Source organism: Streptomyces albiaxialis (assembly GCF_039530985.1).
In the GTDB taxonomy this organism is placed as follows: Bacteria; Actinomycetota; Actinomycetes; order Streptomycetales; family Streptomycetaceae; genus Streptomyces; species Streptomyces albiaxialis.
This window is the reverse complement of sequence record NZ_BAAAPE010000016.1, coordinates 120,182-137,468: the sequence shown is the minus strand read 5'-3', so window position 1 is coordinate 137,468 and position 17,287 is coordinate 120,182. Positions and strand designations below refer to the sequence as shown.

The following is a 17,287-nucleotide window of genomic DNA, read 5'->3' as shown; positions in this document are numbered from 1 at the left end:
GAAACCGATAGCATCCCGGGAAGGCCGCCGTCCCCCTGTCAACCTACGCGGCTCCCTCCGCTACGAAGGTCATTCATGCCCCACAGCCCATCCTCCGCACCCAGCGACACCCCGGGCGGTCGAGTCCGGCTCGCCCGAGGAGCATCGCCGTGGCTGCTGCCGACGGTGGCCACCGCCGCCGTCAGCCTCGCCCGGGCCCGCCGGTCCGGGCGCGCCGCCGCGGTCGCCGTGCCCGCCACCGCGCTCGCGGCGGGCATGCTGTGGTTCTTCCGCGACCCCGAGCGCGAGATCACCCAGGGACGGGTGATCTCCCCCGCGGACGGCGTGGTGCAGAGCATCATGCCGTGGAAGGACGGCCGCACCCGCGTCGCCATCTTCATGAGCCCGCTGAACGTCCATGTCAACCGCGCCCCCCTCGCGGGCACGGTCGACTCCGTCGAGCACATCCCCGGCGGGTTCGTTCCGGCGTTCAACAAGGAGAGCGAGAACAACGAGCGCGTCGTCTGGCACTTCGACACCGAGCTGGGCGACATCGAGATGGTCCAGATCGCCGGCGCGGTGGCGCGGCGCATCGTTCCTTACGTTCCGCAGGGCACCAAGGTCGAGCAGGGCGAGCGCATCGGGCTGATCAGGTTCGGCTCCCGTGTGGACCTCTACCTCCCCGAGGGAATCGAACCCGCCGTGGAGGTCGGCCAGGCCACGACAGCGGGGGTGACTCGCCTTGACCGTGATTGATCCCGACACCCAGGCCGCCTGGGTCCCCGAGAGTGACGCCGACACCGGCGACCCGGACGACGCCACGGATGAGATGCCACTGTCGACGCGGCTCTCGATAGCGGACACGCTCACGCTGGGCAACGCCACGTGCGGCTTCATGGCGGTCTACTTCACGACGACCGGCGTGCTGATCCCGCACCTCACCGGCAGCGAGGACGGCGGCATGGCGCGGCACAGCGCCGCGACCGCCGTCGTGCTGATGCTGATGGCGTCGGTCTTCGACCTCTTCGACGGGCTCGTCGCGCGCAAGCTGCGCAGCTCCGCGATGGGGGCCGAGCTGGACAACCTCTCGGACCTGATCAGCTTCGGGCTCGCGCCCGCGTACTTCGTGGTCGTCTGGGGGATGGTCGCCAACGACGCGCACCAGCGGGTCGGCGTGGCCGCCGCGATCATCGTGTTGCTGGCGGTGGTGCTGCGGCTTGCGAGATTCTCCTGCGTGACGCTGCGTGACGGCATCTTCCAGGGGATGCCGAGCCCCTTCGGGGCGTTGACGGTCGTCTCGATCGTGCTGCTGGAGCTGCCGTTCGTGCCGACGGTCATCGCGATCGTGGGCGTCGCATGGCTGATGGCGAGCCGCGTGGAGTACCCGAAGCCGCGCGGACGGCTCGCGGTCGCCATGCTGGGCTGGATCGTGCTGAGCATGGGCCTGCTGGCGGCGTGGGCGTTCGACGCGCCCGGCGGTGAGCTGCTGCTCCAGACGGGCTGCGCGCTGCAGGTCGTGCTGGGTGCGGTCATTCCGCTCTTCGCCACTGCGCGCCGTGTGTATGCCTTCCGCGACAACCGCCGCGAGGCCCGGGCCGCCGCCCAGGGCTGACGCCCTCCCGCTCACGAAAGAGGCCCACCGGATCTCCCCGGTGGGCCTCTTTCCGTTCCCGCCCCCCCGTGTGAGGGCCGCGCCCGGGGTTCCCCCGGGTGTGCATCGCGGGCTGCGGGCGCGTTGTGGCTTGTCGCGCAGTTCCCCGCGCCCCTTACGGGGCACCTTCGCCGCTCCCTGCTGTGCTTGGGAAGTCTGCGCGAAGGCGCAGGGCTGGCAAGCGCAGCCCCCCTGCGCCGCGTGCCCCGCGAGGAGGGCCGCGCCCCTTACGGGGCGGTCAAGCTAGGGGCACTATCGCGTCTACCGAGGAGAGGGCCAGTGGCTGGTGGGTGATCAGGAGCGTCGTGCGGCCTCTCGTGGCGTCCAGGATGTCGGCCAGGACCTCGTCCGCCGTGTCGGGGTCGAGCCCCTCCGTGGGCTCGTCCAGGACGAGGACCGGCGGGTCGGCGAGGAGCGCGCGGGCGAGGAGGAGACGGCGGCGCTGGCCGCCGGAGAGGGTCGTGCCGTCCTCGCCGGGCACCGTGTCCCAGCCCTCGGGGAGCGACTCGATCCAGTCCAGCAGGCGCGCCTGCCGCGCCGCCTCGCGGAGCTGCTCGTGCGTGGCGTCGGGGCGGGCGAGGAGCAGATTGGCCCGGAGGCCGGTGTGGAAGACGTGCGCGTCCTGCGTCATGCCGGTGACGGCCCGGCGTACGTCGGCGCCGTCGTACTCCCGCAGCTCGCGGCCGCCGAGCCGCACGCTCCCCGCCTCGTACTCGACGTATCGCATCAGCACCGCCAGCAGCGTGGACTTCCCCGCGCCGCTCGCGCCCGTCAGGGCGACCCGGTGGCCGGGCGGCAGCCGGAGGTCCAGGCCGTCGAGCGCGGGCGGCCTGGCGGGGTCGTGCCGTACGCGCAGGCCGCTGACCTCCAGCGCGAGCGGACGCCCGTACGGGAACGGGGCCGGGCGCGCGGGCTCGGCGACCGGCGCCGGGGCGGCGAGGAGCGCGGCCAGCCGCCGGGCGCTCGCCCGTACGTCCGCGAGGCGCCGTGCCGCGGCGGGCAGCGCCGCCAGGGGCTCGAAGGCGACGAGGGCCAGCACCGCCAGCACGGTGAGGGTGGTGGCGGGCAGCCCGCCGGAGGCGTGCGCGCGCAGGCCCAGGGCGGTCACGCCGACGGTCGCGGCGGCCTGGAGCAGCAGGACGGCGGTCGTGGCGAGGCCGGTGGTGAGGGCCTCGCGGCGCTCCAGCGCGGCGAGGCGGTCACCGGCGCGACACGCCCGGGCGCTCACGCGTTCCGCGGCGCCGTACGCCGCGAGGTCCGCGGCGCCGCGCACGAGGTCCACGGAGACCGCCGCCAGCTCGGCGCGCGTCTCCTTCGCCGCGCCCCCGTCCCGCCCGGAACGGACGAGCACCACGCAGGGCACGAGCAGCCCCGCGACGGCCAGTGCGGGCGCCAGCACGAGCCCCGCCTCCGGCAGCAGGGCGACCGCGACGCAGGTCGTACCGGTCGCGACCACGAGCGCCGTCGCGACGGGCATCAGCACCCGCAGCAGCAGGTCCTGCACGGCGTCCACGTCGTCCACGAGCCGCGTCAGCAGGTCCCCGCTCCGGAACGCGGCCGCGCCGCCGGGCGCGAGCGGCACCAGCGCCTCGTACATCCGCGTACGGACGCCCGCGATCGCGCGGAGCACCGCGTCGTGCCCGAGGAGCCTGTCCCCGTACCGCAGGAGGCCGCGTCCCAGCGCGAGCGCCCGTACGGCGACGATGGCCACGGCCACCGCCGGGAGGGGCGGCTGCTGCGCGGCCCGGGTGATGAGCCAGGCGGCCGTGCCCAGCAGCGCCACGGCGGCGGCCTCGCCCGCGACGGAGGCCAGTACGGCGGGCACGAGCCGCCGCCAGTACGGGGCGAGCCACCGGAGGAGCAGCGCGGCGGGGTTCATGGGCGGGCTCCCGGGGGTCGGAGCGTGACCGTGCGGTGCACGTGGGGGAGGAACGTCGGGCGGTGGGCGACGACGAGGCAGGTGCGGCCCCTCATCAGGCGGGCGGTCGCACGCGTGACCTCGTCCTCGTGGCGGGGGTCGAGGTGGGCGGTGGGCTCGTCGAGGAGGAGGACGGGCGCGTCGCGCAGGTAGGCGCGGGCCAGGGCGAGGCGCTGGCGCTGGCCGGTGGACAGGCCGGTGCCGTGTTCGCCGAGCGGGGTGGCGTAGCCCTGCGGGAGGGCGGTGACGAAGCGGTCGGCGGCGGCGGCGCGGGCCGCCGCGCGTACCTCCTCGTCGGTGGCGTCGGGGCGGCCCAGCCGGATGTTGTCGGCGACCGTCGCCGCGAACAGGTGCGGGCGCTGCGGGACCCAGGCCACCCGCGCGCGCCACGCCTCCAGGTCGAGCCCCGCGAGGTCGTCGCCGCCGACGCGGACGGTGCCCGCGTCCGGCACGACGAACCCGAGCAGCAGGCCCAGCACCGTGGACTTCCCCGCCCCGCTGGGCCCGACCAGGGCGACGTGCTCGCCGGGCCGGACATCGAGGGACAGGCCCTCCAGCGCAGGTGCCCCCCGCTCCGGGAACCGCACGGTGACCCGGTCCAGCGCGAGCCCGCCCCTGCCGAGGCTGCCCCGGGCAGGGACGCTCCGGGCGACGGCACCGGCGGCACCGGCGGGACCGGCAGGACCGGCAGGACCGGCGGGGCCGTACGCGGGTGGCCGCTCGTCGAGGAGGGCGAAGGCGCGGTCCGCTGCCGCGAGGCCCTCCGCCGACTCGTGGAAGGACGAGCCCGCGGCGCGGAGCGGGAGGTACGCCTCCGGGGCGAGGAAGAGGACGAGGAGCGCCGTGCGCAGTTCGGCCTCGCCGCCGAGGAGGCGGAGGCCGAGGGGGACGGCGACCAGGGCGACCGAGAGCGTGGCGGCCGTCTCCAGGACGAACGCGGAGAGGAAGGCGACCCGCAGGGTGCGGACGGTCGCGCGGCGGTGGGCGTCGGCCATGCCGCGTACGACGTGGGCCTGGTGCCGTTCGCGGCCGAAGGCGCGCAGGGTGGGCAGTCCGGCGAGGGTGTCCAGGAAGTGGCCGCCGAGCCGGGCCAGCAGCCGCCACTGGCGCGCCGTACGGCGTGCCGTGTGCGCGCCGACCAGCGCGCCGAAGACGGGGATCAGCGGCAGCGTCACCACGATGATCAGCGCCGAGCTCCAGTCCGCGACGGCGACCCGTCCGACGACCGCGAGCGGGACGATCACGGCGGCGACGCGCGCGGGCAGGGCGCCCGTGACGTACGGGTCGAGCGCGTCGAGGCCGCGGGTGAGCAGCGTGGCGGTCTCGCCGTGGGTGGCCTGAGGGGCGCGGGAGGCATGGGAGGCGCGGGAGGCGCCCTGGCGCGGGCCCAGGCGGGCGAGGTGCCGCGTGACGCGTACGCGCAGCAGGCGCTTGGCCTCGGCCGCCGCGCGCCCGGCGAGTGCCGTGCGCGCCCAGGCGAGCAGCGCGCGCACCGCCATGACGGCCGCGAGCGCGACGAGCACACCCCCCGTACCCGCTGCGCCCCCCGCACCCCCTGTCTCCCGGCCCGCGAAGCCGTCGGCGAGGGCCGTGGCCAGCAGGTCGGCCTGCGCGACGATCGCGGCGGCGGTCAGGAGCGCGAGCACGCCGGAGACGGCCAGGTGCCGCCGCAGGACGGGGAGTTCGCGCCGCAGGCGGCGCTCCACAGTTCTCATTCCGGCGCCGCCTCAGAAGTAGCGGGGGTGGCGGAGGCCGGTGCGGCCACGGAAGACCCACCAGTTCCAGGCCTGGTAGGCGAGGATCACCGGGACGAGCACCACGCCGAAGGCGAGCAGCGTCCTGAGGGTGACCTCGTCGGCGGCGGCCTCGCCGACCGTGATCCCTCCCCCGCCGCGCGCGGCCAGCACGTACGGGTACTGCCCGGCGCCCAGCAGCGGCACCGGCAGCAGCGCCGCGCAGCAGCTCACCGCGAAGGCACGGCCGGGCGTGCCGCGCCCGGCCAGCAGCCACCGGGTGGCTGCCAGCGCGGCGAGGAGGAGGGCGAGAAGGACGGACGCCGTGCCCGGGTGCCGCAGCGCGGCGCCCGCGCCCGCGAGCGTCAGCAGCGCGGGGAGGACGGCGGCGGCGAGCGTGGCGCGCAGCAGCGTACGGGCCGTGCGCCGGGCCCCGTCGGCGAGTTCGGGCCCGCCGCGCAGGGCGAGGAACGTCGCGCCGTGCGCGGCGAAGAGCAGTACGGCGGCGAGGCCGCAGGCCAGGACGTAGGGGTGGAGCACTTCGTCGGGGCCGATGTGGAAGGAGCCGTCGGCGCGGCGCGGGACGCCGCGGGTCAGCAGTCCGAGGACGAGGCCCCAGCACAGCGCGGGCAGCGCCCCGCCGAGGACGAGCAGCGCGCTCCAGACCCGGTGCGCCCCCGCCCCGCGCGCCCTGCCGCGGAGCTGGACGGCGGCTCCGCCGAGGACGAGGCCGAGGACCAGGGCGGCGAAGACCGGGTAGAGGCCGGAGAGCAGGTGCCCCTCCAGGTGCGGGAACGCGCCGAACAGCACGCCCACGAAGGCGACCAGCCAGACCTCGTTGCCGAGGAAGAACGGCGCCATCGCGGAGACCGTGTCGCGCTGCCCGGCCTTCTCGTGCCCGGCCTTCTCCCCGCCCGGCCGGAGGGCGAGCATCTGGACGCCGTAGTCGTAGCCGCCGAGCACGAAGTACCCGCCGAGGAGCAGGCCGAGGAGGGCCAGCCAGACGGATTCGAGGGTCATGTCGTCACCTTCATGTCGTACGCCTCCAGGTCCCGGAGGTGGTCGGCGTCGTCGTCGGGGAGGGGGTCGGTGGTGCCGAGCTGGACGGCGTCCGGGCCGCGGAGCGCGAAGCGGGTGATCAGCGTCCAGTTGACCGCCGCGAGGGCGAGGAAGACGGTCAGGAACGCGGCGCAGGAGACGGCCAGCGTCCCCGTGCTCACGTGCGAGACCGCCTCGTCGACGGTGAGTTCACCGTGGATGAGCCACGGCTGGCGGCCGACCTCGCGGAAGACCCAGCCGCCGATGGAGGCCAGGAACGGGAAGGGGATCATCGCCGTCATCAGGTACGCGAGCGGCTTGAACCGCACCAGCCAGTCCCGCCACAGCAGGGGCAGGGCGATGAGGGTGATCGTCGAGACGGTGTTGCCGATGAGCGTCATGCCGTCCATCGCCGTCACCAGCACGCCGTGCCAGGGCGCGTCCGGGTCCTCCAGCGCGTCGAGCTTCGCGGGCTGGGTCCGTTCGAGCAGCGGGAACTGGAAGTCGCCGACGATGATGACGAAGAACGAGGCGATCGTGCCCACGACCACCCCGAGCCGCAGGGAGAGCCGGTACAGCTCGGTCTCCCGCGTGCCCCGGGCGAGATGGAAGGCGCTGATCCCGGCGACGAGGACGCCGCCCGTCGTCAGCGCGGCGAGCGCGACGTGGCCGAGCGCGAGGAGGGCGCTGGGGTTGGTGAGCATCGCCCCGAAGTCGGTCAGGTGGGCGACGCCGTCCCGTACCTCGTAGCCGACGGGGTGCTGCATGAAGCCGTTGGCGACGAGGATCCAGTACCCGGAGGCGTAGGCGGTCAGGGCCACCAGCCAGATGAGCGTGACGTGGACCCCGGCGCGCAGACGGCCCCAGCCGAAGATCCACATGCCGAGGAACGTGGACTCGGCGAAGAAGGCGATGAGGGTCTCCAGCGCCAGCGGGGCGCCGAAGACATTGCCCGCGAAGGCGCTCAGCCCGCTCCAGCTCAGCCCGAACTGGAACTCCATGACGAGGCCGGTGACGATGCCGACCGCGTAGTTGATGACGTAGAGCTGGCCCCAGAAGCGCGTCGCCCGTTCGAGGACGGCGCGGCGGGCGGGATCGCGGGTGCGGGCGGCCCGGGTGTGCAGGACCGCGACGAGCGGGACGAGTCCCATCGTCAGGATCACGAACAGCCAGTGGATCCCGGTGGTGCCCGCGAACTGGAGGCGGGCCAGATCCGTTGGGCCCATGGTCGGCCTCTCTCTGGCAGGGGAAACGGAAGGGAAATCGGGGGCCGCCGCTCGCGTGTGCAGGGTGTCGACGCTGTCGTCGGCGCCCTGTGCGGCGGCCCCGCAGCGACCGTACGGACAACCCGCTTATGCTTTCCAAGGCCAAATTCGCCATGAGTTCATGCGCGTGGAGACATGAAGAAGATCGGGGGCGGGACGATGGACCTGCTGCAACTGCGCTACTTCCGTACGGTCGCGCGCTACGAGCACATGAGCCGGGCCGCCGACGAGCTGCACGTCTCGCAGCCGTCGCTCAGCCGCACCGTCGCCCGGCTGGAGGCCGAGCTGGGCACGCCGCTCTTCGACCGCGAGGGCCGCAGGATCCGGCTCAACCAGTACGGGGCGGTGTTCCTGCGCCATGTCGAGCGCGCGCTCAGCGAGTTGGACGACGGTCGCAGGGCGCTGCGCGAGGCGCGCGGCGGGGGCCTGGGCAAGGTCTCGGTCGCGTGCGAGACCCTGCTGACGATCGCCGGGCTCCTCGCGCGCTTCCGCGCCGCCTTTCCGCGCGCCGACGTGCGGCTCTTCCAGGCGGACGCGGCCGAGATGGAGCGCCGGCTGCGGGCGCGCGAGGTGGACTTCTGCGTGGCCTCGCAGGCGCTCACGGGGCCGGATCTCGACTCGGTCGAGCTGATGCGCGAGGAGGTGCTGCTCGCCGTGCCGCTCGGGCACCGGCTCGCGGGGCGCGAGAGCGTGACGATCGCGGAGATCGCCGAGGAGTCCTTCGTCGCCACGCGCCCGGGGAACTGGCAACGGGCCCTGCTCGACCGGCTGTTCGCCGCCGAGGGCCGCACCCCCGAGGTGACCTGCGAGGGCGACGAGCCGGGCGCCACCCAGGACCTGATCAGCGCGGGCCTCGGGATCGGTCTGGTGCCGGCCATGTCCCATCAGGTCGCCCGCCAGGTCGGCACGCACGCGCCGGTCGCCTGGACGCGCGTGGACGCGCCGGACTGCCACCGGGTGCTGACGCTGGTGTGGCGGCGGGGCGCGCATCTGTCGGAAGCCGGGCGCGCCTTCCGGGAGTTCACGACGGGCCGCTCGCTGCGGAGCATGCTGCACCCCGGACTCCAGTGACGGCCCGCCGGTGCGTTCTGTTACGCTCCGGCACTGCCGACCACTGGCCAAGGGAGTCGCGTGCCCACGGCCCGTGCCAGGAGGCGTCCCGTCCGGGGCCCCTCTTCACGGACCACACCCAGGAGCACCGCGATGCCCAAGATCACCTATGTCTCGGCGGACGATTCCGCCCGTACCACCCTCGACGTCCCCCTCGGCACCAGCGTGATGCGCGGCGCCGTCACGAACGACGTGGACGGCATCGTCGCGCAGTGCGGCGGCAACGCCCAGTGCGGCACCTGCCACGTCCACGTCCTGCCGGAGAGCACCGCCGAGCTGGAGCCCGTGCGCCCCGACGAGGACGCGATGCTCGACTTCACGGCCTGCCCTCGCGAGCCCGACAGCCGGCTGAGCTGCCAGCTCAAGGTGACCGAGGCCCTCGACGGGCTGGTCGTCCGCGTCGCCGAGCGGCAGCTCTGATGGGCGCCGACCGCGGACCGGCCGGACGCACGGACGCCGTCGTCATCGTCGGGGCGGGAACGGCCGGTCAGCAGACCGCCGCCTCCCTGCGCGCGCACGGCCACGCCGGGCGCGTCGTCCTCGTCGGCGAGGAGACCGCGTCCCCGGTGCCGTACGAACGGCCGCCGCTCTCCAAGGCGTTCCTCGCGGGAGACCTGCCCGAGGAGGAGCTGTGGCCACGCCCGCCCGCGTACTACGCGCGGCACTCGGTCGAGCTGGTGCGGGGCGCCGTGACAGCGCTCGACCGTGCGGGGCGCGCCGTGCGCCTCGCGGACGGCCGTACGTACGCCTACGACCACCTGGTCCTGGCGACGGGCTCCGCGCCGCGCGTCCTGCCCGTGCCCGGCGCGGAGTTGCCCGGCGTCCACACCCTGCGCACCCTCGCGCACGCGCGGGCGCTCCGCGCCGACCTGGCGCGCGCGGACCGCGTCGTCGTGGCCGGCGCGGGCTATCTCGGCCTGGAGTGCGCGGCGGCCTTCCGCTCGGCGGGCCGCCGGGTGACGGTCGTCGAGGCCCTGGACCGTCCGCTGTCCCGCGTCGCGGGAGCCCGTACGGCCGCGCACGTCGCACGGCTGCACCGGGAACGGGGGACGGAACTGCTCTGCGGGCGGCGCGTGGCGGCCTTCCACGGACGCGCGGGCCGGGTGGCCGCCGTCGAACTGGGCGACGGGCGGGTGCTCGACGCCGATCTGGTGCTGGTCGCCGCCGGGGCGGCCCCGCGCACGGGGCTCGCCCGCGAGGCGGGGCTCGCGGCCGGGGACGGCGTGGCCGTCGACGCCCGGCTGCTGACCGCCGACCCGGCGGTCTCGGCGGTCGGCGACTGCGCCGCGTTCCCCGATCCCCGTACGGGCGCGCCCGTACGCCTCGAATCGGTGCCGAACGCTCTCGGCCAGGCCGAGTTCGCCGCCGCCCGCATCGCCACGGGCGCGGAGGCCGCGTACGGGGCACTCCCCTGGTTCTGGAGCGGCCAGTTCGACTCGACGGTGCAGATCGCGGGGCTCGGCGGGGGCCATGACACCGAGGTGGTGCTCGGCGAGGAGGCCTCGGGCGCCTTCTCCGTGCTGCTCTTCGAGGGGGCGGAACTGCGCGCGGCCGAGTCCGTGAACCGCCCCGGCGACCACATGGCGGCGCGCCGCCTCCTGTCCGCCCCCGGACTCCGGCCCACCCCGGAGGAGGCCTCGGCTCCCGGCTTCACGCTCAGGGACTACGCGCGGGCACGCGCGTCGGCGTAGGCGGGGTGAGCCCGTTCCCCGGGCGGCGCGCCGGGGGACGGGCTACGCGCCGGTGCTGCCGGTGCCGCCGCCATCAGCGCCGCCGTCGTCGCCGTCGTGGCTGCCGTCGCCGCCGTCGCGCAGGGAATGGATCATGCTCCGCAGGATCCGCAGCGCGCTCTCCTGCTCGGCCCCGCTCAGTCCGGCCAGCATTCTCACCTCGACGGACCGGACCGCCGCGCTCGCCTTCTCCAGGCTCCGCCGGCCGCGGGGCGTGAGCCGCGCGGGAAGAGCCTTCCCGACGGGCGCCGCCGCGGGCCTGGTCACAGAGCCGTCCCGCTCCAGGGCCTGGAGCAGCACGTTCATCGACTGCCGCGTCACGAACGCGCCCCGCGCCAGCTCGGAGTTCGACAGGCCCGGCCGCTGGGCCAGCAGTTCGAGGCACGAGTAGTGCGTCACGGTCATCCCGAGCGGCCGCAGCACCTCCTCCATGGCCGCGCGCAGGGCGCTCGACGCCTCTTTCAGCAGGTAGCCCAGTGACTTGTCCAGGTCGACGCCGGAACCGTCTTGATTCATGTCAGTAGTCTGACATACATTGCCTCGTGTCAGACATCTGACACGGAAATAAGGAGTACCGCCATGCCCGCCACCGGCCCCGACTTCCTCTCGCTCCAAGTGCGCGACCTCGACGCCTCGCAGGCGTTCTACGAGCGGTATCTCGGCCTCGTCCGCTCGCCCGCCGGACCGCCGCACGCCGTCGTCTTCGACACGAAGCCGATCGCGTTCGCAGTCCGCGACATCGTTCCCGGCACGGATCTCGACTCCGTCGCCCAGCCCGGCATCGGCGTCGCGATCTGGCTGCACGCCACCGACGTCCAGGCCATCCACGACGCCCTCGCCGCCGACGGGCACACCATCGTCTCCGCGCCGGTCGACGGCCCCTTCGGCCGGACCTTCACCTTCGCGGACCCCGACGGCTACCGGGTCACGCTCCACGACCGCGTCTGACCGTCCCGCACGGTGGCAGCCGTCCCGGTCCCGGCGGCGGTCCCGGCGGCAGCCACCGCGCCCGCGCGGATCAGAGGTGGTCCTCCGCGAGCTTGGCCGCGAGCTTCTCCAGGAGGGGGCCCGCCTCGGCGATGCAGCGGGCGACGTCCGGTTCGAGGTCCGTGAGGGCGTACGCCTGGCCGATGCCCGCGGCCTTCAGCTCCTTCTTGCCGATCGCCAGGCGCCCGCAGACCGCCACGACCGGCTTGCCCGCCTCGCGGGCCGCAGCGGCGACGCCCGCGGGCGCCTTGCCGTGCAGCGTCTGCTCGTCCAGCGAGCCCTCGCCCGTCACGACGAGGTCCGCGCGGGCGATGGCCTCCGCGACGGACAGCTCCTCCATGAGGACCTCGATCCCGGGCCGGAAGCGCGCCTTCAGCCCGACGAGCGCGGCGAAGCCGATGCCGCCCGCCGCCCCGGCGCCGGGGGACTCGGCGCGTTCCGTCTCGCCCAGGATCTCGGCGAAGTGCCGCAGGCCGGTGTCGAGGACGTCGACGTCCTGCTCGCTCGCGCCCTTCTGCGGGCCGTAGACCGCCGCGGCGCCCTTCGGCCCCGTCAGCGGGTTGTCGACGTCGCTGGCGAGCACCACGTCGACGCCCCCGAGTCGCTCGTCGAGCCCGGAGAGGTCCGCCGCGGCCAGTTCGCGCAGGGGGCCGCCGCCGTGCGGGACCGGGTCGCCGTCCTCGTCGAGGAGCTGCGCGCCGAGCGCGGCGAGCATGCCCGCGCCGCCGTCGGTCGTCGCGGAGCCGCCGACGCCGAAGATGATGCTCCGCGCGCCCGCGTCCACGGCCGCCAGCAGCAGTTCGCCGACGCCGTACGTGGTGGCGGTGAGCGGGGCGAAGACGCCGGGCGGGAGGTGCTGGAGGCCCGCGGCCTCCGCCATCTCCACGACGGCCGTGCCGTCCCGCAGCGCGTACGCGGCGGTGACCGGGGCGCCGAGCGGCCCCGTGACCTCCGCCTCGCGGCGCTCGAATCCGTTGGCGACGGCGGCGGCGACGGTGCCGTCCCCGCCGTCGGCGACCGGGACCGCCTCGATCCCGGTGTCCGCGCGCACCGCGCGGATCCCGGCCGTGACGCGCTCGGCGACCTCGACGGCCGTCAGCGATCCCTTGAACTTGTCCGCGGCGATCAGCACGCGCGCCGTCGTAGTCATGTATCTGCCCCTGGGTCTCTCTTGCGTCGAACAGGCAGTCGCGCCGGTGAGAGACCCTATCCGTTCACCCCGCGTTCCTACAGGTCGCGTCAGGAGCGGCCGCGCAGCCGCCGCCACACGGCGCGCGCCGCGTGGTGCCCCGCCATCCCGTGCACGCCGGGTCCCGGCGGGGTCGCGGAGGAGCAGAGGAAGACGGACGGGTGGGCCGTGGCGTACGGGACGCGGGCGAGCTTGGGGCGGATGAGCAGCCGCAGTCCGGACGCGGAGCCGCAGGCGATGTCGCCGCCGACGTAGTTCGCGTTGCGCGCGGCGAGCTGCGGGGGCCCGGCGGTGGCGCGGGCGAGGACGCGGTCGCGGAAGCCGGGCGCGAAGCGCTCCATCTGACGCTCGACGGCGTCGGTGAGGTCGCCCTCCCAGCCGTTCGGCACGTGCCCGTACGCCCAGAAGACGTGCTTGCCCTCGGGCGCGCGGGTGGGATCGACGAGCGAGGGCTGCGCGGTGATCAGGAAGGGCTTCTCCGGGGCGCGGCCCTCGATGGTCGCCTCGCGCAGCGCCCCGTTGATGTCCCGGAGCGTGTGCCCGACGTGCACGGTCCCGGCGCGGCGGGCCTCCTGCGAGGCCCAGGGCACGGGCCCGTCCATCGCGTAGTCGATCTTGAAGAGGCTGGCGCCGTACCGGAAGCCGTCGTACGCGCTGCCGAGCCCGGCGATCCGGGCGAGCGCGGTGGGCGAGGTGTCGAAGACGTACGCGCGCGCGGGCGGCAGCTCGTCGAGCCGCTTGACCTCGACTCCGGTGTGGACGGTGCCGCCGAGGGCGCGCAGATACCCGGCGAGCGCGTCGGAGATCGCCTGCGAGCCCCCGCGCGGCACGGGCCAGCCGTTGGCGTGCGCGGCGAGCGCGAACACCAGGCCCGGCGCGGTCATGAACGGCTGGTCGACCGAGGCGATCACATGCCCCGACAGGCCGCCGAAGAGGGCCCGCGCCTTCTCCTCCCGGAAGCGGAGCTTCCCCTGCCAGGTGACGGGGAGCAGCGCGTCCAGCCCGAAGCGGGCGAGGAGAAGGGGGGCGGTCGGAAAGCGCCCGTTGAGCACCGAGCCGTACCCGAGGAAGTCGGCGGCCAGCGCGTCCCACTTGCCGAGGAACGGCGCGACGAAGCGGCGGTACGCGCCCGCGTCGCGCGCCCCCAGCGAGGCGGCCGTCTCGCCGACCGAGCGCGCGAGGACGGCGGCCGAGCCGTCGGGAAAGGGGTGCGCCAGGCAGAGTTCGGGGTGCAGCCACTCCAGCCCGTACCGGTCCAGCGGCATGTCGCGGAAGGCCGGCGAACCCGCGCCGGTGGGGTGCACGGCGGAGCAGGGGTCGTGCCGGAAACCGGGGAGCGTCAGCTCCTCCGTACGCGCCCCGCCCCCGACCGTGTCCTTGGCCTCGAACAGCTCGACCGACATGCCCCTGCGGGCGAGCTCGACCGCCGCCGTCAGACCGTTCGGCCCCGCTCCGACGACGACCGCGTCCCGGATCGCTGGCACTGCCGTCTCCCCTCACCCGTGGTCAACACTGGTAACACTGGTCAACTTCGGTCGCGCAGAAGCCCCACCATACGCCGCACGGTGTCCGCGTCACGCGCCGCCGTGAAGGGCAGTGCGTTTCCGCCCGCGAGCCGGAACGGCTCCCCCGCGAGCGTCGCCGAGGCGCCGCCCGCCTCGGCCACGAGCAGCAGTCCGGCGGCGTGGTCCCAGGCGGCCTCCCAGGTGTACGCGACGGCGTCCAGGGTGCCGCTCGCGATCGCCAGGTACTCCAGCCCGGCCGAGCCGGTCGGCCGGGGCCGCACCCCGTCCGTACGCAGCCCGCTCAGGGCCGCCTCCTGCGCGTCGTCGGTGTAGTCGGGGTGCGAGACGGCGACCTCCAGCACCGCGCCCGGCGCGGGCGAACCGGCCGTCAGCGCCTCGCCGTCGAGCAGCGCCCCGCCCCCGCGCCGGGCCACGGCCATCCGGTCCAGTGCGGGCGCGTACGTCCACGAGGCGAGCGTCTCCCCGTGGCGCGCGAGGGCGGCCATCGTGCAGAAGCCCTCCTCGCCGCGGACGAACTGCCGGGTGCCGTCTATCGGGTCGATGATCCAGACGGGGTCCTCGCCGCGCAGCGCCTCGTACGCGGCGGGACGCGCGTGGACGCCCTCCTCCCCCACGACGACCGAGCCGGGCAGCAGCGCGGTCAGCGCCCGCCCGAGGCGCGCCTCGGCCCGCTGGTCGGCGACGGTCACCAGGTCGTGCGGGCCGCTCTTGGTGAGGACCTCGTCCTCGGCGAGCCGGCGCCAGCGCGGCGTGATCTCCGCCGCGGCGGTCTCCCGCAGCGCGTGCTCCACGTCCGTCATCAGCTCGTCGTCGATCATGTGTGCATTATCGCCGCCGGCGCTTCGCCCTTGGCGTCCGTCCCCGTGCCGGGCAGGGGCTGCCGCCCCTGTGCTCCGCGGGCTGCGGGTGCGCGGTGGCCGGTCGCGCAGTTCCCCGCGCCCCTTCGGGGCGCTTACCTCGGGGCGGCTGGCTCGGGGCGGCTGGCTCGGGGCGGCTGGCTCGGGGCGGCTGGCTCGGGGCGGCTGGCTCGGGGCGTCCTACCCTTGCCCCCATGACACTCGTCGCCCTTCTCACCGGCGCAGGGATCTCCACCGACTCGGGCATTCCCGACTACCGCGGCCCGCAGGGCCTGTGGCGGCGGGACCCGGAGGCCGAGAAGCTGGTGACGTACTCGTACTACATGGGGGACCCCGAGATCCGGCGCCGGTCCTGGCAGATGCGGCTCTCCTCCCCCACCTGGCGCGCGGAGCCGAACGCCGCGCACCGCGCCGTCGCCGAGCTGGAGCGCGCGGGCACGCCCGTCCGCGTGATCACGCAGAACGTCGACGGGCTGCACCAGGCCGCCGGACTCCCGGCCCGCAAGGTGCTGGAGCTGCACGGGAGTTCGCGCACGTACGTGTGCGTGGAGTGCGGGGCTCGCGGCCCGATGACCGACGCGCTGGCCCGCGTCGAGGCGGGCGACCCGGACCCCGCGTGCGAGGTGTGCGGCGGGATCCTGAAGTCGGCGACCGTGATGTTCGGCCAGACCCTCGACCCGGACGTGCTGGCCGAGGCGGTGGCGGTGGCCAAGGCGGCGGAGGTCTTCCTCGCGGTCGGCACGAGCCTCCAGGTCCAGCCCGCCGCCTCCCTCGCGGGCACGGCGGCGGAGAACGGGGCGCGGCTGATCGTGGTCAACGCCGAGCCGACGCCGTACGACGCGTACGCCGCCGAGGTCGTGCGCGAGCCCATCGCCGAGGCGCTGCCCCCGCTGCTGCGGGACCTGTCCGGCTGAGCGCCCTCGAGCGCTTACCCCGCGCGTAATCGACCGCTCCCCCGGCTCCCGGCACGATCGATGTGTCAGGCCGCACCGAGCCGTTGGGAGCACACCATGAGCGCCATGCCCGCATTCCGCGCGTACGCCGTCGCACAGCTCCACCACGAGGCACCGCCGGGCGAGGACATCGCCGTCTACCTGGAGCGCATCCAGGGCACGCTGGACCCGTACGGCGGCCGGTTCGTGGCCCACGACCCCCAGCCGGAGGTCCTGGAGGGGGACTTCGGCGGCTACGTCGTCGTCATCGGCTTCCCCGACATGGCCGCCGCCCGCGCCTGGTACCGCTCGCCCGCGTACCAGGAGATCCTGCCGCTGCGCACCCGTACGGTCGGCGGGACCGCCCTGCTGGTGGAGGGGAAGCCGCCGGAGTACGACCCGGGCTCGGCGGCGGCGCACGTCAGGTCCGCGGCGGCCGAGCGGGCCTGAGCGCGGGCCTGGGCCCGGGCCCGCGCCGGACGCGGCGTCCGTATCCCGCCAGCACCGCCCGCGCCGTCCCCGCAGGATCGAACCGTCCACAACGGAACGGAACGAGGAGCTGGGACGGTCATGAGCACGGTCACGGGCAAGGGAACGCTCGCGGGCAAGGTCGCGCTGGTCACGGGCGGCAGCCGGGGGATCGGGGCCGCCGTCGCGCTGCGGCTCGCGGAAGAGGGCGCGGACGTGGCCCTCACCTACGTCAGCGCCCCGGAGCGGGCCACGGACGTCGTCGCCCGCGTCAAGGCGGCGGGCGCGCGGGCCCACGCGATCCGCGCGGACGTCGGCGACGCCACGGCGGCGCAGGCCATGGTCGAGGAGACGGTCGCCGAGTTCGGGCGGCTCGACATCCTCGTGAACAACGCGGGCGTGGGCGCCGGGGGCCCGATCGACGAGACGTCCGTGCAGGACATCGGCCAGGTGCTGCGCGTCAACGTGCGCGGCCCGTACCTGGTGGCCAGGGCCGCCGTGCCGCACCTGCCCGAGGGCGGCCGGATCATCAACGTGGCGAGCTGCGTCTCCACGCACGTGCCGTTCCCCGGCATGACGCTCTACGCCACCAGCAAGGCGGCCGTGACCGGCCTGACCAAGAGCCTCGCGCGCGAACTGGGCGGCCGGGGCATCACCGTCAACGAGGTCGCGCCGGGCCCGGTCGACACGGAGCTGAACCCGGCCGACGGCGAGGGCGCCGACGCCCAGGCCTCCCTGACGGCGCTGGGGCGGTACGGCACGCCGGAGGAGATCGCGGACTCGGTCGCCCACCTCGCGGGCGACGCCGGCCGCTACATCTCGGGCGCCTCGCTCGCCGTGGACGGCGGCTTCACCGCCTGACGCCCGGCGCCCGGCGCGGGCCGCCGCACACGGCGTTATCGTG

17 protein-coding genes are annotated in these 17,287 nt (G+C 75.1%); 9 read left to right on the top strand and 8 right to left on the bottom strand.

All coding sequences use genetic code 11. From position 1 onward, the window contains the following. The first annotated feature begins 75 nt into the window (after nt 1–75). Complete coding sequence (locus ABD343_RS32105; protein WP_344533270.1) at nt 76–735, top strand: phosphatidylserine decarboxylase; 660 nt, start codon at nt 76–78, stop codon at nt 733–735. Next, the gene (pssA, locus tag ABD343_RS32100) at nt 722–1,591 is read left to right on the top strand and encodes a CDP-diacylglycerol--serine O-phosphatidyltransferase (protein ID WP_344533268.1); all 870 of its coding nucleotides are present in this window, start codon (nt 722–724) and stop codon (nt 1,589–1,591) included. Before ABD343_RS32105 ends, pssA begins: the two co-directional genes overlap by 14 nt. Nucleotides 1,592–1,868: 277 nt before the next feature. Here the strand turns inward: pssA and cydC are convergent, their stop codons facing one another. The 4 genes from cydC to ABD343_RS32080 are packed head-to-tail and all read right to left on the bottom strand — an operon-like array spanning nt 1,869 to nt 7,545. Continuing rightward, nucleotides 1,869–3,509, bottom strand: coding sequence for a thiol reductant ABC exporter subunit CydC (gene cydC, locus ABD343_RS32095; protein WP_344533266.1), 1,641 nt, complete (start codon nt 3,507–3,509; stop codon nt 1,869–1,871). Continuing rightward, nucleotides 3,506–5,263: a thiol reductant ABC exporter subunit CydD gene (gene cydD / locus ABD343_RS32090; protein ID WP_344533264.1), complete on the bottom strand. Its 1,758-nt coding sequence runs from the start codon at nt 5,261–5,263 to the stop codon at nt 3,506–3,508. Before cydD ends, cydC begins: the two co-directional genes overlap by 4 nt. 12 nt (nt 5,264–5,275) lie before the next feature. Then, nucleotides 5,276–6,301: a cytochrome d ubiquinol oxidase subunit II gene (locus tag ABD343_RS32085; RefSeq protein ID WP_344533263.1), complete on the bottom strand. Its 1,026-nt coding sequence runs from the start codon at nt 6,299–6,301 to the stop codon at nt 5,276–5,278. Beyond that, nucleotides 6,298–7,545, bottom strand: a complete 1,248-nt coding sequence (locus tag ABD343_RS32080; protein WP_344533262.1) for a cytochrome ubiquinol oxidase subunit I — start codon at nt 7,543–7,545, stop codon at nt 6,298–6,300. The genes ABD343_RS32085 and ABD343_RS32080 overlap by 4 nt, the downstream gene beginning before the upstream one ends. Before the next feature lie 198 nt (nt 7,546–7,743). Between ABD343_RS32080 and ABD343_RS32075 the strand changes: the two genes are divergently transcribed. From ABD343_RS32075 to ABD343_RS32065, 3 genes are all read left to right on the top strand, one after another. After that, a complete protein-coding gene (locus tag ABD343_RS32075; RefSeq protein ID WP_344533861.1) occupies nt 7,744–8,655 on the top strand; it encodes a LysR family transcriptional regulator in 912 nt (303 codons plus the stop codon). Nucleotides 8,656–8,787: 132 nt separating this feature from the next. Beyond that, on the top strand, nt 8,788–9,114 hold the full coding sequence (locus tag ABD343_RS32070) for a 2Fe-2S iron-sulfur cluster-binding protein (protein ID WP_344533261.1): 327 nt from the start codon (nt 8,788–8,790) through the stop codon (nt 9,112–9,114). Continuing rightward, nucleotides 9,114–10,385 carry an NAD(P)/FAD-dependent oxidoreductase gene (locus tag ABD343_RS32065; protein WP_344533260.1) on the top strand — a complete coding sequence of 424 codons (1,272 nt, stop codon included), beginning with the start codon at nt 9,114–9,116 and terminating at the stop codon, nt 10,383–10,385. Before ABD343_RS32070 ends, ABD343_RS32065 begins: the two co-directional genes overlap by 1 nt. Nucleotides 10,386–10,427: 42 nt before the next feature. Here the strand turns inward: ABD343_RS32065 and ABD343_RS32060 are convergent, their stop codons facing one another. Further along, nucleotides 10,428–10,940: a MarR family winged helix-turn-helix transcriptional regulator gene (locus ABD343_RS32060; RefSeq protein ID WP_344533259.1), complete on the bottom strand. Its 513-nt coding sequence runs from the start codon at nt 10,938–10,940 to the stop codon at nt 10,428–10,430. 63 nt (nt 10,941–11,003) lie between these two features. Between ABD343_RS32060 and ABD343_RS32055 the strand changes: the two genes are divergently transcribed. Then, entirely contained in the window at nt 11,004–11,372 is a 369-nt protein-coding gene (locus ABD343_RS32055; protein ID WP_344533258.1) for a VOC family protein, read from the top strand. 70 nt (nt 11,373–11,442) lie between these two features. Here ABD343_RS32055 and ABD343_RS32050 read toward each other — a convergent pair whose 3' ends face one another. The 3 genes from ABD343_RS32050 to ABD343_RS32040 all read right to left on the bottom strand — a co-directional run bounded on the left by ABD343_RS32050 (nt 11,443) and on the right by ABD343_RS32040 (nt 14,944). Next, complete coding sequence (locus tag ABD343_RS32050; protein ID WP_344533257.1) at nt 11,443–12,561, bottom strand: glycerate kinase; 1,119 nt, start codon at nt 12,559–12,561, stop codon at nt 11,443–11,445. An 89-nt stretch (nt 12,562–12,650) separates the two neighbouring features. Continuing rightward, nucleotides 12,651–14,084 carry a phytoene desaturase family protein gene (locus ABD343_RS32045; protein WP_344533256.1) on the bottom strand — a complete coding sequence of 478 codons (1,434 nt, stop codon included), beginning with the start codon at nt 14,082–14,084 and terminating at the stop codon, nt 12,651–12,653. 41 nt (nt 14,085–14,125) lie between these two features. Beyond that, nucleotides 14,126–14,944 (bottom strand): inositol monophosphatase family protein, encoded by an 819-nt coding sequence (locus tag ABD343_RS32040; RefSeq protein ID WP_344533254.1) that lies wholly within the window; start codon nt 14,942–14,944, stop codon nt 14,126–14,128. A gap of 233 nt (nt 14,945–15,177) precedes the next feature. On the opposite strand from ABD343_RS32040, the gene ABD343_RS32035 reads away from it, so the two are divergent. The 3 genes from ABD343_RS32035 (at nt 15,178) to ABD343_RS32025 (ending at nt 17,244) form a co-directional block, all read left to right on the top strand. Then, on the top strand, nt 15,178–15,897 hold the full coding sequence (locus ABD343_RS32035; RefSeq protein WP_344533252.1) for an SIR2 family NAD-dependent protein deacylase: 720 nt from the start codon (nt 15,178–15,180) through the stop codon (nt 15,895–15,897). A 105-nt stretch (nt 15,898–16,002) separates the two neighbouring features. Then, nucleotides 16,003–16,365 carry a DUF1330 domain-containing protein gene (locus tag ABD343_RS32030; protein WP_344533250.1) on the top strand — a complete coding sequence of 121 codons (363 nt, stop codon included), beginning with the start codon at nt 16,003–16,005 and terminating at the stop codon, nt 16,363–16,365. 120 nt (nt 16,366–16,485) lie between these two features. Beyond that, nucleotides 16,486–17,244, top strand: a complete 759-nt coding sequence (locus ABD343_RS32025; protein WP_344533248.1) for an SDR family NAD(P)-dependent oxidoreductase — start codon at nt 16,486–16,488, stop codon at nt 17,242–17,244. Nucleotides 17,245–17,287 lie beyond the last annotated feature (43 nt).

What these genes read in the sequence shown, in the direction of transcription:
- cydD (WP_344533264.1), bottom strand. Translation starts at nt 5,263, where the DNA reads ATGAGAACTGTGGAGCGCCGCCTGCGGCGCGAACTCCCCGTCCTGCGG.
- ABD343_RS32070 (WP_344533261.1), top strand. Translation starts at nt 8,788, where the DNA reads ATGCCCAAGATCACCTATGTCTCGGCGGACGATTCCGCCCGTACCACC.
- ABD343_RS32040 (WP_344533254.1), bottom strand. Translation starts at nt 14,944, where the DNA reads ATGATCGACGACGAGCTGATGACGGACGTGGAGCACGCGCTGCGGGAG.
- ABD343_RS32025 (WP_344533248.1), top strand. Translation starts at nt 16,486, where the DNA reads ATGAGCACGGTCACGGGCAAGGGAACGCTCGCGGGCAAGGTCGCGCTG.
- ABD343_RS32055 (WP_344533258.1), top strand. Translation starts at nt 11,004, where the DNA reads ATGCCCGCCACCGGCCCCGACTTCCTCTCGCTCCAAGTGCGCGACCTC.
- ABD343_RS32085 (WP_344533263.1), bottom strand. Translation starts at nt 6,301, where the DNA reads ATGACCCTCGAATCCGTCTGGCTGGCCCTCCTCGGCCTGCTCCTCGGC.
- ABD343_RS32065 (WP_344533260.1), top strand. Translation starts at nt 9,114, where the DNA reads ATGGGCGCCGACCGCGGACCGGCCGGACGCACGGACGCCGTCGTCATC.
- ABD343_RS32080 (WP_344533262.1), bottom strand. Translation starts at nt 7,545, where the DNA reads ATGGGCCCAACGGATCTGGCCCGCCTCCAGTTCGCGGGCACCACCGGG.
- ABD343_RS32030 (WP_344533250.1), top strand. Translation starts at nt 16,003, where the DNA reads ATGCCCGCATTCCGCGCGTACGCCGTCGCACAGCTCCACCACGAGGCA.
- cydC (WP_344533266.1), bottom strand. Translation starts at nt 3,509, where the DNA reads ATGAACCCCGCCGCGCTGCTCCTCCGGTGGCTCGCCCCGTACTGGCGG.
- ABD343_RS32050 (WP_344533257.1), bottom strand. Translation starts at nt 12,561, where the DNA reads ATGACTACGACGGCGCGCGTGCTGATCGCCGCGGACAAGTTCAAGGGA.
- ABD343_RS32075 (WP_344533861.1), top strand. Translation starts at nt 7,744, where the DNA reads ATGGACCTGCTGCAACTGCGCTACTTCCGTACGGTCGCGCGCTACGAG.
- ABD343_RS32060 (WP_344533259.1), bottom strand. Translation starts at nt 10,940, where the DNA reads ATGAATCAAGACGGTTCCGGCGTCGACCTGGACAAGTCACTGGGCTAC.
- ABD343_RS32105 (WP_344533270.1), top strand. Translation starts at nt 76, where the DNA reads ATGCCCCACAGCCCATCCTCCGCACCCAGCGACACCCCGGGCGGTCGA.
- ABD343_RS32035 (WP_344533252.1), top strand. Translation starts at nt 15,178, where the DNA reads ATGACACTCGTCGCCCTTCTCACCGGCGCAGGGATCTCCACCGACTCG.